The sequence below is a fragment of the Sphingobacterium deserti genome, assembly GCF_000757725.1.
Lineage (GTDB): Bacteria > Bacteroidota > Bacteroidia > Sphingobacteriales > Sphingobacteriaceae > Sphingobacterium > Sphingobacterium deserti.
This window is the reverse complement of sequence record NZ_JJMU01000049.1, coordinates 17,110-31,039: the sequence shown is the minus strand read 5'-3', so window position 1 is coordinate 31,039 and position 13,930 is coordinate 17,110. Positions and strand designations below refer to the sequence as shown.

Sequence of the window (13,930 nt, the reverse complement as noted above, 5' to 3'; positions counted from 1 at the left end):
GTACGAAGATACAAAAATCCAATAGACAGCGAGCTCACGATCGACTCATAGGGAAAATTGACGGTTTTCGTTTATGAGTGACATCGTTAAAGTGGAGACTTTACGCCCCTACTCTATTGGTCGCTTATGTAACTGAAACAAAGATAATAATAAAATCGATATGTGGCAATAAAACCACAATATTTTTCTGCAATGGAGAAAAAATACGCGGAGATCTATTCTAGAATAGGCAATAATCTAAAAAAAGCTCGAACTGAATTAAAGCTGAGCCAAGAGCAACTGGCTAAGAGAACATCTAAGATCGACAGGTCAAAAATTAGTGATATTGAAAATGCGAAGGAAGATTTTATGTTTTCTACATTGCTGGAGCTAGCCAATGCTTTGGACGTAGATGTGGAGGAATTGACGAGGAGGTAAACGTCCAACACATTTATTTAATACAATATCGCTTTTTATCGAGTTGATTTCCGTAAGTTCTGGCTTAGAATAACAGTTCTTCAAATGATAAAAATAAATCGTATTGCGGAGGTTTTTAACGAGCACAGTGTTTACAATCGAAGGATTGCTGAACTACTCGATGTTTCTGAAAGCACGGTCTCGAGATGGGTGCATAATAAACAACAGCCGGATGTTCATAAACTTTACAAGATAGCTGAATATTTAAAGATCGACATCAGGGATCTGTTTTACCCGACGAAGTGGTCTGATGGAAAATGAGGCAACTCTTCGTACGCTTTACATTCTACGATAAGATCATTTAATGACTGCCTATGTTATAGTTGCTGATTGTGGTTGCAAAAAGTTGATTATACATGGAAAATTATTAGTAAAACTAATAAGAGCGCCATCACATCTATACTCCCAGACGATGTCCTTCTGAAAAAGATTTACGAGTTTAGAGGTCAAAAGGTTATGCTTGACCGCGACTTAGCAGAATTATATGGTGTAGAGACTAAGCGTCTTAACGAGCAGGTTCGCAGAAATATTGAAAGATTTCCGGAGGATTTCATGTTTGAAATGCCTTCCAAAGAATTTAAAGATTAGAGATCACAGATTGTGATCTCTAATGCTGATAGCAAAGGATTGAGATATGCTACTTTGTGTTTTACCGAACAAGGGGTCGCTATGTTATCATCTGTGCTAAATAGCAAACTTGCTATTCAAATCAATATCCAAATCATGCGGATATTTACACGTATGAGACAGCTAATAACAGACAACGCAGAAGTCAAACTCGAAATAGCAGAAATCAAATACATCGTAGAACAGATAAGTAGAAAACAGAAGGGCCAAGACCGGAATATAGAGCTGCTGTTCGAATATATTGACCGCCTACAAGAGAACCAAGGCAATAACGTTTCTTCACCACCGACCGAAAGAACAAAAATCGGATATGAGATTGGAGAGAAGGATCAGAAAAATAGGCATAAATAGCCAGAACATAAGGAAAAATAACCGCCGACCGGTTTGAACTGCTCACCAGAACTCTCCTACTTGATTCATGAATGGAGCCATGCCAAAAACTTTTTAACGAAAAACGAAACGAAATGAGACTTATCGCATTTTTTGTAGTAGTAACACTGCTGACTCTACAAACAAGTAATGCACAAGAAGCAGCTAAACTAAATGCTAGCCTGGATAAAATGGTTTCAGCGTCGATATCAGGGAATATTCAGCATATGTTGGAGAGTACCACGCCCCGACTAATAAAAGCTATAAGAGGAAGAGAGCGCGCAATGTTATTACTCCGCGAAACATACTCCTCCTTGGCAACTCAAGGCATAAAATCGACAGTGTTGTAAACTATCATGAGCGGCGTATCCTATCACTTGACGGAATACAATATTGCATTATTCCCCAATTGAATATTATGCGTATACCGGATACAACGAAGAGAATGATTGGTCTTACTACTATCATGGCCATAAAAGAAAGTGATGAGTCCACATGGATCTTTCTTGACTGCAACCAACTGAATGATGAAAAGGCTGCAATTTTAATTCCTGAATTTAATGGCAAAGCCTACCCAAAAGGCTTTAATATCAAGCCGATTGTTGTTGCTAAAGAGGAAGTAGAGAAGGTTATTGAACGATTTTTTAATGAATTTGATCAATACACACCAAGCACACTAAAGAGGTAACTGAAAAAATAAGTGTTTATTTATAAGCATAAAGAATTTTTTAGAGCTACCTACTGATAAAAACAATTGGTGAAACGGAGCATTACTTTCTGATCGACGACGGCTTTGCCTAACAACGTTCTAAATCATTTGCTGAATATAGCAAAAATAGATTGTCATATTGACTCTACTAGAAGTTTATATGGTAAAATCGCACATTTTGTTGACTAATCTTCTTGATAGATATTACAGGCCGTGAATATACCCATACAATAAAGATGAAGGCCTTTCGGACTTATGTTCCGAATACAATTCTTTACATCCAAACACTACTACAGAATCTTTAGCTCTCGAAATTGCCACATTCAACATATTAGGACCTCTGTCGAAAAAGAAACTGGAACCTTTCATATTCCCGCCATAGACTGTTGAGAAAAGTACAATGGATCGTTCTGCACCTTGTAAGGCATGAACTGTTCCTATTGTCAGATTTTTCATATCTATACCCTTATCTCGGATGATACGCTTCAAGACACTGTTTTGCAATGCAAATGGTGTGACAATAGCGAGCACATCTCCGATAACAAGTTTTTTGGCATCTCTATTCTCTTTCCTTGCAGATCTGTTTTCCAAACTTTGATAGTAAGATAATATAGCTGGATGATTACTAATAATCCAATTAGCTATTAACGTCGCCTCCGCAACATTTGACTTACTTACTTTGGTAGCATCTGTTTGTGATGTATGATGAATAAAGATCATCGGCGGTACAACGAGATCTTTCGGAGCATGCCCTTTTTTGGGCTCAAGCAGTCCCTTATACGCTAAAAGATTACAATAGCCTATAACCTCGTCATAGCATCGACGATGCTCCGTAAGCCAAAGTCCCTTTGCAAGGTCTTTTTTTAGTCGAAAGGGCGACGTTTTCTGTGCAAGTTTCATTATTGACCCCGTGCTGCATAAAAATCCCATATCATCGTATTCTAGATAGCTATCGTGATCTTTCATCAGCTTGTGCTTTTTAAGGTTGGCCTTATCGACCGGTTTAGAAACACTCCAGACAGGATCAATCTGTAGTGTGTCGCCAACGACCACTGCCTTTTTAGCAAGCCCAAAAGTTGCCGCACCAACCTCTGGTGTAACCTGCCCTGCCTCATCTACAATTAACCAGTCAATCGAGGACAAGAGAGGTATTTTCTCCCATTTACGACGCCCTGCCTGGTTTTTTCCAGCAGACACCAACTTATTGAAAAATTTTGGAGCCATGTAGAAAGTAGACACAAAGCATGGAAACAGCATACTGTAGCGTTTCCATCGCGCTATTCCATACCCACCGACTGTTTTCCAAAGCGTATCATTTTGTAGACCTTCGTCAACCTCCATTAACCAGCGCGCCTCCCAATAATGACTTGCCAAGAAATACATTTCATTTTTCTGGTTCATTTCAAGTTCATTAAGAAAATATTTTTGGGGTGTATTTCCAATTTGTTTATAAATCTTTTGATCTGTGGGAGGATTGCCCAGGATATGCTGCTGGTTTTTCCAGCTTTCCCAGTTCCGAAGAGCGACCTGCACCTTCTCAATTGCCTCAAATAAATGTTCGAAATGGTTGTTAAGATCTTGCATTTTTGATAGGTTCAGTCCGCTAAGGTCAAAATTAAAATCGCGGAACAAGCCTCGTAGATACTGTTCACGGTAGCGAGCAACAAAAGGTAGAAAGCAGAATAGCTTAACCCACCATGCTTCCTGATGGAAATAGGCAATCTTCTTTTGCTCGAATTCTACTAGATGGGCACGAGCTACATCTAGATTTTGCGCTATCCGATCGTCGTCCAATTTGAGGCTATACTTATATTTTAGTGATGATATACGTGACGCCGTTGTCCTGAAATCCTTCCACAATGTGACACCTTCATTAATCTGGCTCTGTTTACCACACAGCTCAGACCGAAGAAAATCGGCTATCTCATTAATGCTGGAGACGTCACCCTTCTCCGGAAAACATTCTTGAAATTTTACTATAAAGTTGCGTACAGATATTGAGTGATTATCACGAGTTTCCAGTATGTTCATAATACCATCAGTCAATTTTTGGAAGGGAATGTTTTCGGACACTAATTTACTACCGCTAGGTAGGTAAAGTGCATAACTATGTACATCAGGAATCCAACGCTCATATAGGGGCTGCTGCTTTACCTTCACATTCAAAAAGCTGTCAACAATGTTGGTCACCGCTTGGTTATTTGTCGAGCAGGCCAAAATAACGGCCGGATCTTCGCCTTTGATGGCAGATTTCACAACCTCGTTAGCCACGACACTTTGCAAGAGAGTCGTCTTCCCCGTCCCAGGGGGGCCGTTAACAGCGTAGATATCTCCTGTTTCCATACGATTGATCTCATACAGACTTTGCCGTTGCGATATAGAGAGGGGAAACTCATAACCCATCTGGCCTTGATGGGCAAGACTTGCTTCCGGAAATTGTTCCAGCTTAATAAAATCCTTCGACACTTCTACAGCAGGCCTTGCTAAACGAGATAATAACGGTTCTTCGTTATCATTAACATGGATGAGGTAGTCATAGAGCGCGATAATACTGTCCGAAGCTGCTGGAATAGATTCATCGATAAAGACGATACTTTCCTCCACTTTCAAATATCCATTGAAAGTGTAAGTCTCAAAAGTTTCGCCCGTCATAACCGAAAACTGCTTATGTATATGCTCTACATACCTTGTCCATGAATGATCAACTAGGACATCGGATAGCGCATGATCCACAAGTTCTACCGTAGAAAATAGATAGGCAACACTTTGTGGGGGAAGTGGGTCTAAATAGTCTCTGGCGACATATGGCAGCGTATCTTCAGGAACGCCTAAATTTCCATTCCTATTTAATGTTGCACGGATGAGAAATGGCATCATCTTATCGTTATCATCAATGCTATTACCGTGTTCAACATTACTATTTATATAAAATGGCGTGAATAAAACTGGAATCGTCGACAATTGCTGCCATTGCGGATCTTCCATATTTCGAACTCCCCTTGTCTCATTCACTCGTTTTTCTTCCTCAAATACTAACCACTCAGCAACTGATGATTCAACTCGACCACTCACTAAGTTTAGATCAAACTTACTCTTATTTCTAGTTTTTGATAAATTGATCGCCGGCCGAGATGCATCTGCCAGCGAATTACGCCAATATCGTATAGTATCTAAATAACTCATGAGATTGATTTACAATTCGATAATTTGAGTTCCCACTCCATTCAAAATGCTTTTGGGTCTGAGAATGCGTATTTTCCCTTGGAATTAAGCAATTTGTAGATTTTCCATCATCTTACGTGCAAATAATGAGGTCAACAAATACAACTTTAACTCCATACATATCTCTCGCCCAATCGGAAGGATCCTCACATTTTTATAAGATCAGAAAAAAGAGGAAATTCTTCGTCTAGACTCCATACCTTGTTTTTACGTCTTGGTTTCTTAAATATCTCCAATATAAACAATAATTAAATCTAACACCTAAAACAAAAATAAAAAAGTGATAATTTCACCACCTTGTGCAAAAAACCTTTTTAATAGATTGGCCTCCTTCTGTTTCCCAAAGACAAAACAGGTTAACCTAAGTTAACATGTATTTACACGCGAGATCCCTAGGATGTTGAAGCTATCCTTAATCAAGATGGACGAGCATCACAGTGCCTTTCTATGCGATCTACCTGAAGTCGATAATTTTCAGCATCAATAATGCCCTTGATTTACCCTGAAAATATAACTTTTTTTATGATATGCTAAAATAGAAAACAGAAAGATTGCGCAATCAGTTAGATAACTGAAATATCTTCTATATTTAGAATGCTATTGACTATTAAACCATGACAGAGAAAAGATGTGCACTACAACAAGCGTTTCAAAACTAGCCTCAAATTGTCTCCATCAATCAAGCTAATAATTCAAATATATTGCCGCGGAATAATTTAAACTTGGTAAAACTACCGAAAGATGTTTTGCAATTAGAACGGACAAATCATTTATCATTAGTTCTGTCGGATCAGATCAATAAAGTTTTGCAAGGTTAAGATACGTTCCCGAAATTCTTTAGGAAAACTACTGAGATAAGATTGCGGGACGACCAAAGTTACGTTGCATCGGTACTTTTCTTCCAGTTGATTGCGGGAAATGCCCTGTTGGAGCGTAAAAAGATGTTTGCTGTTGATACGGTGGGCATCTAAATACTACTCGCCATAAGCACCATTAAACAAAGAAGTTAATAAGCCTACTTCTCCATCAGCGAACTTTTTACCTGTGATATCGGCAATCACTTGAGGCATGACACTAAATAGGTCTCGTAGTGCATTAAGATCCCCCGTAACAAGTTCGTAAAAGGACGCTCCATCGATAACACGTATATTTTCGTCAGCGGCACGCTTCTGGCCTTTTTTATTATCTGATGGTGTAAAGGGTTTATTTATACGCACAGCTTTGCTAGGTATAATGGTAACGTAGTAAGATGTATACCCATTGTAAACGCTAACCTTTTGATTTACGGCGTTTCCAAGGGTATCATATAGACCGACTAAATCAGAACCTTTTACCGTATTATGTTTATTCTTAACCTCTGCCACTATTTTCCGATCAGCATTCACCAGATCAATTACATTTCCGGTACGTTTATTTTCCCAGCCTGCAACAGAGCCTAAAATATTTTGGTGAAAATCGCCGACATGGTTTTGCAGAGATTTCTGCGTCTGACGCGTAATCTCACTGATGCGCCACTCCTCATAATTTAAACCAAAGCCGCCCATTTGAAACAGCGAGGAAAATGGGTCTAATACATTTTTATTCATATTCTTTTCAGCTTGGTCTTTGATGGCAACTGCTTTTTCAAGCAGGCCCTGTGTTGCTAAAATAAGTGATTCATCATTGATCCAATATAAATATGGCATAAAAATAACTTTGTAGGTCAATTATATAAAAAATAATTGAAATAACGCGTCTCGTATAGATGTTAATAACGAAAAAATGTGGAAAACTAATTTTATTAGCAATGTTTTTTATTCTATATTTGTAACCATGTATAAGGTTGTCCCATGTGGTTATTCTTTATAATAACAAACCTTTAACCCATAAAACTTTAGTAATGAAAGCATATTTAAGTATTGCAGAGTTTGCTGAAAAGATAGGTAAAAGTACCGAAACGCTACGCCGCTGGGACAGGGAAGGAAAGTTGCAGGCCATGCGTGAACCGATCAGCAATTACAGGGTTTACAAAAAAGAACAGTTAGCCCTATTTGAAAACGTACAGATGACGACAGATAACAAAGAATTAAGTTTAAATGAGATTATCCCTGACCGCCCATACCGTGTATTAGAGCTGTTCGCGGGAGCGGGGGGCTTGGCCATTGGCCTGGAGAAAGCAGGATTGAAATGTGTTGCTCTCAATGAAATTGACCATTGGGCAGCGGAGACCTTGCGCAAGAATAGACCGCACTGGGAGGTTATAGAAGATGATATCAAAAACATTTCTTTTGAGAAATACAAGGGCGAAGTGGACGTGGTAACAGGAGGCTTTCCTTGTCAAGCCTTTAGCTACGCAGGAAAGAAACTGGGTCTTCAAGACGCGCGGGGAACTTTATTTTACGAATTTGCACGTGCCGTGCAGGAAACACAACCTGCGATATGCATTGGTGAGAATGTGCGCGGCCTGCTTAACCACGATGGCGGAAAAACCTTGCAGGGGATGATTTCTATATTGGATGAAATAGGCTATAAGGTGCTGGAACCAAGGGTGCTGAAAGCGATATACTATGAGGTGCCGCAGAAACGGGAACGCCTGATCTTGGTGGGAATACGCAAAGATCTGGACATTACCTTTAAATACCCTACGCCATCGAAAACGATTTTCACCTTGCGGGATGCCCTAAAAAAGGGAGAACTGTTTGACAGCGATGTACCTGCATCGGCAGGGACACATTATCCCGAGAAAAAGAAGATGTTTTTGGACCTAATCCCTCCGGGAGGCTATTGGCGCGATCTGCCAATTGACCTACAACAAGAATACATGCAAAAGAGCTTTTTTCTGGGCGGTGGAAAGACGGGTATGGCGCGACGTATCAGCTGGGATGAACCCTGCCTTACGCTGACCTGCAGTCCAGCGCAGAAGCAAACGGAGCGCTGTCACCCCGATGAAACAAGACCCTTTACCGTGCGTGAATATGCACGCATACAGACATTCCCTGACGATTGGATCTTTCAAGGTCCGGTATCGGCACAATATAAGCAAATAGGGAATGCCGTGCCTGTTAATCTTGCGCGTGCAATGGGCAAAGAAATAGTTAGGGCGCTTAATCAAATGGAAAATTTAATTTTACTGAAGAAACAGGCGTAAGATAAAAAGAGGTAGCCTTGCAAACGTTGGGCTACCTTTTGTGTATTCAGAAAACGTTTGAGATAATCACGTCATCTATCACTGCTTCGGGAATATCGACAAATCGTTTGTCAGATGGCAAATTAAACTGCTTTACTAATTGCCATAAATCAACACCGTCTTACATAAAACCTTTCCACCCCTCCGGCCGTCATATAGACAAAACGATCTATTTAGCGACATGAAAAGCTACGAAGACAAGCAAGACATCATAAAAGTTCCGCGATTCGAAGAATCTGCCGGCTTTTACACGAGCAAGCAGCGTAGCCGCATGATGGCAGGAATAAAGGGAAAAAACTCGAAACCCGAGATTATGCTGCGCAAAGCACTATGGGCGAAAAACATTCGCTTTAGATTGCACGACAAATCCCTGCCCGGCCGCCCTGATATCTTGATCAAGAAATACAAGCTCGCCATCTTTGTAGACGGCGAATTTTGGCACGGCTTCGATTGGAAACACAATAAAGACCGCATCAAAACAAACCGCCTATTTTGGATTCCGAAGATTGAGCGTAACATGCAAAAGGATGAGCGGGTAAATCGCGTATTGCGCGACATGGGTTACACTGTTTTCCGCTTTTGGTCGCAAGACGTATTGAAAAGGCTGCCTGTAGTTGTCAATCAGATCGAGCTATTTTTGGAAACAAGACGCCTGTGGCGGTAAAATGTAAACTTTTTTGACACAACTCATCACTCCCCCTTATACACAAACTCCTGAAGCAAACGCCTCAGGAGTACAAAATTTTACGTGAAAGGCTAATCCATGAGGGCATATTACATTGTGAAGAATTAAGATTCAAGCCGCTGTCCATTCCAGAAGATGTGTTACTGTATTGTAGGGGAACTTGCTCCATCTAGAACGTCCAGCGACTTTTAGCCTTAATAAGAAAACTTTGTTATCGATCTATTCTCTTGTCCCGTAATTCAACACGGTCTCCAAGATCTGCTCGGAATAGTTGTAGACGTCATCCAGCCGATCCAAATCATGCTTTGTTTCTTTTTTGTCTTTATCAAAAAGCCCGATGCGTAGACGGTTTGGGGTAAAGTAAAATCGGCATATAGGCTTCCGATTATTATCGTCTAGTAAAATTCCGCAATATGATTGGTTGTCACGCATAAAGATTCGTCCGATCTCCAAGTCTTTACGAAGAATAGACTTAACGATTAAAAACCCGTCGATTTCTTCTTGCGTGGTGACGATCAGCGACTCTGGCTCAAGTTGGGGCGCAACAGTATTTTCCTCCGTTTCCGTCTCCTTCTTTAGTGCACTTTTGAGGCGTTCAGCAATTTGGTCGTTGACAATCTGTGTAAAGACACGTTTTACTAAGGGCGTGAATTGCTCTAAGATCTTAGCCGTAACGACACTGGGATAAACTTGTTTCGTAAAATAACGCACAAATTCGTCGCTGGGACTATGCATTTCAGCACTTAATAAGATCGTAAGCTCATTTGCGTACTTTAAATCGCTGGCCGCCGTAGAAATACTATCCAGATCAAAAACCGTTTTATGAAACTTGCGCAATTCGGCAATTTCATTGTCTTTAATATCCGAAATTTTAAATTCGAAGAACGGCTTTTCATCCATCTTGTTGGCCGTCACCAAATCGGTATAAAAGCGATATTCCACACCATTGGTCAATAAGCCAAACTTCGCTTCTGTGGTGTGAAAATATCGAAAGAGCTGGGAGTTATGTGGGTCTAAACCATCCGCATAATGCTTACACTCAATCAGGATCACTGGTTTGTCGTCCCGCAAAATAGCATAGTCCACCTTCTCTCCTTTTTTAATCCCAATATCAGCGATAAATTCAGGATGAACTTCAAATGGATCGAAAACATCATAGCCTAATATCTTCAAAAAAGGCATCACCAAGGATGTTTTTGTGGCTTCTTCCGTTTTAATCTGTGGTAATAGGCGATCGACGCGTTTGGCGAACTGCCTTATTTCATCTTTAAAATCCATAATAGTTTGTTACGATTAATTAACATGCTTGTTTTATATAGCCTTCTCTCATCCCCTTTTTCGTATACTGAAAAGGTAAAATGATCTTCTGACATGCCAAATGTAGTGGCTTTAGCCAAGCGCCATTTACGGGAAACCATAAAATACCAGCGATTGTTAACCATATTTTTGGTATTTATTATTAACTTAATTTATCATCTAAATAATAATATAAAGTATGTGTGTGCTTGGTTTGGAAAAGCCAAAAAAACTGGGAAAGGAAAAAACTAGATGGTAAATCTTCGTAACGAACGTATTGAGCGCTTTTTCACTCAAATCACGTTGCGATGAACGTTACCCTAACAAGTCAGAGCTATTAACAAAAAAGATTTACAACCAAACCATTACAGCAAATGAAATTCAAGTACAGTCTATTCTACGAAAAATGGGGCTATCTGTTCGGTCCCGTTTTGTTTGTTTTTTTGATGGCATGCAACCAAAAAAAAGAAACATCAATGGATAATAGAATGGCGTTTTCGAACAACAAAATAGTGAATGAAAAGGTTACCTCCGCTGAAAGCTACAAAATAGTGAAAGTTTCCGATGGCGACACTTTTTGGTGCGAAGATACAGCGGGCGAACGTATTAAAGTTAGACTGATTGGCATTGACGCACCCGAGCCTCGTAATTACTTCAAGAAGAAAAAACAACCGTTTGGGAAAGAGGCGTCAGCATATGCTACAAAACTGCTATTGAACAAGTCGGTGAAATTGGAAATGGATCTCAATCCGCTGGATCAATATGGGAGAACACTTGCCTATGCATACCTGTCGGACGGTACCTTTATCAATGAGAAAATCGTAAAAGATGGGTATGCCGTATTAATGACCATCCAACCTAATGTCAAACATGTAGAACGTCTGGTCGCCGCGCAGCGATATGCAAAAGAGAGGCAGTTGGGGCTATGGAATAAAACAAACAATTAACGATTTCACTATGTTAAAATTTATTGGCCTTGTCATAGTAAATGCTCTTTCGACGCATTTCGCCTTTTCCCAAACAGCCGCTATTACCTATATAGATATTGATAACTTGCACGTATTGGGAACGTGCACAGGTTCGGCGAATTGCACAGTTTGCCGCAATTGCAGCAGATGCGCGCACTGTAACGCCGGCGGATCATGTGGCGTGTGTGACCACACTATGCACCAGAAAAAAGCGACTAAGCTTGTGGAAAAACCAAGACCCGTCAAAAATCGATCTAATCCTAGCAACGAAAAAACATCTAAGCATCAAGACTACCACTTAAAAAAAGTGGAAATCAATGTTGAAAAGGCAAATTTACGTAAGGGACCTGCAGTAGATTTTCCAATTATTACAACCATCTATCAAAAACAAAAATTAACCTGCATTTCTAATATTGGAAACTGGGCAAAAGTGCAGACCGATAACGGTCTAGTTGGATTTATAAGGAGTGATGCCATAAGAATAAGCAGCAAACCATAAAACTGCTGTTCGTGGATAAGAAAAGGCGTTCCAAAATTACGGGACGCCTTTTCTTATGTGTGGAACACTTTGGGAATTAATTGGGATAAAAGCTTGTAACTGAACCATAGGTGGTACCATAGGCATTTGTTGCATATGCACGCACATAATAGGTCGTATATCTCGTCAATCCTGTAACGGATATAGAGAATGATCCTATTGAATTTCCGCTTGCTGCGGCTTTTGTGCCTGCGGTCAAGGTCGGGACCGAGGTATTAGCGCTGTAGACAAATCCGCGTTCAGTAATTGTGCTTCCGCCGTTGGTTGTGACATACCCGTTGAAAGTAGCGTAGGTACTGCCGATTGCACTTACTGAAGAGGTAGATACTCCGGTAGGCGCTGTGTAAGGTGTAGGCGTTGTGAAAGAAATAACGCTGCCATAGGCTGTACCTGCCTCGTTTGTCGCAAAAATCCTGGCGTAATAGGTTGTACCGGCATTCAACCCGGTCAAGGTTGCACTTACGCTTCCAGTACCAGCCCCCGAAGTGGTGAATGTTCCACTACCAATGGTTGGCGATGAATTTGTACTGCTATACAAAATGCCTCTCGATGAAATAGTTCCGCCGCCCGCAGAACTGATATATCCAGATACGTAGGCCGAATTTTGTCTAATATCTGTGGCATTATACGTCGTTAGATTAGCAGGCAAACTCGGCAACGTTGTCTTGAACGAGTAGATGTTACCATACGTGGTACCCGCTTGATTTGTTGCAAAGGATCTGATGTAATAGGTTGTGTTGTATTGCAATCCAGATAAGGTAATCGAAAAGCTGCCTGTCCCAGATCCCCCGGATACGACGGTGCCATTACTTAACGAAGGTGCCGAATTACTGCTACTGTACACTACGCCACGCGCGCTGATCGTTCCTCCTCCCGCACTTCCGATGCTCCCTCCTGTATATGCCGAGTTCATCGTTATAACTGACGGACTGATCGTAGAAACGCTACTTGGCAGATCAGGCAATAAGGTCTTAAATACGACGACCGGCCCGTAGGCCGTACCAGCAGCATTTGTTGCAAAAGCTCTCCCGTAGTACGTGGTATTAACAGCCAAACTTGTCAATTGGCTAGAGAAGGTTCCCGTCCCTGAACCGATATTTATTACCGCTGCGTTGTTGATTGTAGGGACGTTGCTCGAACTGCTATAACATACGCCCCGAACAGTCACTGCCGATCCATTATCTTCCAGAACGGCACCACCTACTAAGGCGGAAACAGAAGTAATTGAGGTTACTGTTGTTGTCGATAACGCTGAAGCCAAGATGGGTGCTGCAGTTGTGAAACTGACCACCTGACCATACCCTGTTCCAACGGAAGATGTAGCATAAGCACGCGCATAATATTTCGTACCAGCCTTGAGCTTCGTTAACGTTCCTTTAAATGATGTTTCTTCGCTTGAGATTGTAAGATTATTATCCAAAATCGTTGGAAGAGACTTGATATCGCTATAACATACACCTTTACCAGTGACAGAATAACCACCATTATCGGTGATTTTCCCACCAAGTTCTGCAGACACGCGGGTAATAGCTGTCGCGGACTCCGTTTCCAACTTTGAAACATAACCACTCTCAGTCGTGAAACTCAACACATCGCCGTATGCTGTTCCTGATGCATTAGTAGCGAACGCGCTATAGTAGTAAGTTGTCGAGGGTTTCAAATTTTGGATATACAACGTAAATGCCCCCGTGTCCAAGCCTTCTGATTTGAGTACATGTTCATTAGAAATGGTAGGCTTTGATTGAGTAGCGTAACAGATGCCAATCTGCGTTAATACTTTTCCGTTCGTTGTATTCACTTTTCCACTTAAGGTAGCTTCGTTCTTGGTTACACTTGCCATCGATTGTGTTGTAACGGCAACTATATTATGTTGATTAAAGTCGAATTGATCTTT

The 13,930-nt window shown here is 40.8% G+C and carries 14 protein-coding genes; 9 read left to right on the top strand and 5 right to left on the bottom strand.

Translation table 11 applies throughout. The features are described from left to right. The first annotated feature begins 162 nt into the window (after positions 1-162). From DI53_RS13230 to DI53_RS13210, 5 genes are all read left to right on the top strand, one after another. Complete coding sequence (locus DI53_RS13230; protein ID WP_206538035.1) at positions 163-417, top strand: helix-turn-helix domain-containing protein; 255 nt, start codon at positions 163-165, stop codon at positions 415-417. An 84-nt stretch (positions 418-501) separates the two neighbouring features. Beyond that, positions 502-717, top strand: a complete 216-nt coding sequence (locus DI53_RS13225; protein WP_037500356.1) for a helix-turn-helix transcriptional regulator — start codon at positions 502-504, stop codon at positions 715-717. A 69-nt stretch (positions 718-786) separates the two neighbouring features. Continuing rightward, positions 787-1,044 (top strand): ORF6N domain-containing protein, encoded by a 258-nt coding sequence (locus DI53_RS20785; RefSeq protein ID WP_338056452.1) that lies wholly within the window; start codon positions 787-789, stop codon positions 1,042-1,044. Positions 1,045-1,197: 153 nt separating this feature from the next. Next, positions 1,198-1,434 (top strand): hypothetical protein, encoded by a 237-nt coding sequence (locus DI53_RS20635; RefSeq protein WP_241462425.1) that lies wholly within the window; start codon positions 1,198-1,200, stop codon positions 1,432-1,434. Between the two features lie 436 nt (positions 1,435-1,870). Then, positions 1,871-2,140 (top strand): hypothetical protein, encoded by a 270-nt coding sequence (locus tag DI53_RS13210; protein ID WP_037500350.1) that lies wholly within the window; start codon positions 1,871-1,873, stop codon positions 2,138-2,140. Positions 2,141-2,365: 225 nt separating this feature from the next. On the opposite strand, the gene DI53_RS13205 is transcribed toward DI53_RS13210, so the two are convergent. From DI53_RS13205 to DI53_RS13200, 3 genes are all read right to left on the bottom strand, one after another. Next, on the bottom strand, positions 2,366-5,344 hold the full coding sequence (locus DI53_RS13205; protein ID WP_037500347.1) for an AAA domain-containing protein: 2,979 nt from the start codon (positions 5,342-5,344) through the stop codon (positions 2,366-2,368). 815 nt (positions 5,345-6,159) lie between these two features. Continuing rightward, positions 6,160-6,339: a type II restriction endonuclease gene (locus DI53_RS20750; RefSeq protein ID WP_081939457.1), complete on the bottom strand. Its 180-nt coding sequence runs from the start codon at positions 6,337-6,339 to the stop codon at positions 6,160-6,162. Positions 6,340-6,357: 18 nt separating this feature from the next. After that, positions 6,358-7,068 carry an Eco47II family restriction endonuclease gene (locus DI53_RS13200; RefSeq protein ID WP_037500344.1) on the bottom strand — a complete coding sequence of 237 codons (711 nt, stop codon included), beginning with the start codon at positions 7,066-7,068 and terminating at the stop codon, positions 6,358-6,360. Positions 7,069-7,262: 194 nt separating this feature from the next. Here DI53_RS13200 and DI53_RS13195 point away from each other — a divergent pair, with 194 nt between their 5' ends. Further along, a complete protein-coding gene (locus DI53_RS13195; RefSeq protein ID WP_037500341.1) occupies positions 7,263-8,510 on the top strand; it encodes a DNA cytosine methyltransferase in 1,248 nt (415 codons plus the stop codon). Positions 8,511-8,730: 220 nt separating this feature from the next. Further along, positions 8,731-9,213 carry a very short patch repair endonuclease gene (locus DI53_RS13190; protein WP_037500338.1) on the top strand — a complete coding sequence of 161 codons (483 nt, stop codon included), beginning with the start codon at positions 8,731-8,733 and terminating at the stop codon, positions 9,211-9,213. Positions 9,214-9,453: 240 nt separating this feature from the next. Here DI53_RS13190 and DI53_RS13185 read toward each other — a convergent pair whose 3' ends face one another. Continuing rightward, positions 9,454-10,512 (bottom strand): type I restriction endonuclease, encoded by a 1,059-nt coding sequence (locus tag DI53_RS13185; protein WP_037500335.1) that lies wholly within the window; start codon positions 10,510-10,512, stop codon positions 9,454-9,456. Positions 10,513-11,006: 494 nt separating this feature from the next. On the opposite strand from DI53_RS13185, the gene DI53_RS13180 reads away from it, so the two are divergent. Together DI53_RS13180 and DI53_RS20360 are read left to right on the top strand one after the other, a co-directional pair. Next, the gene (locus DI53_RS13180) at positions 11,007-11,477 is read left to right on the top strand and encodes a thermonuclease family protein (RefSeq protein ID WP_037500412.1); all 471 of its coding nucleotides are present in this window, start codon (positions 11,007-11,009) and stop codon (positions 11,475-11,477) included. 244 nt (positions 11,478-11,721) lie between these two features. Further along, positions 11,722-11,997, top strand: a complete 276-nt coding sequence (locus DI53_RS20360; RefSeq protein ID WP_169741997.1) for an SH3 domain-containing protein — start codon at positions 11,722-11,724, stop codon at positions 11,995-11,997. A gap of 76 nt (positions 11,998-12,073) precedes the next feature. Here the strand turns inward: DI53_RS20360 and DI53_RS13170 are convergent, their stop codons facing one another. Next, positions 12,074-13,876: a fibronectin type III domain-containing protein gene (locus tag DI53_RS13170; protein WP_157836780.1), complete on the bottom strand. Its 1,803-nt coding sequence runs from the start codon at positions 13,874-13,876 to the stop codon at positions 12,074-12,076. Between the last annotated feature and the right edge of the window lie 54 nt (positions 13,877-13,930).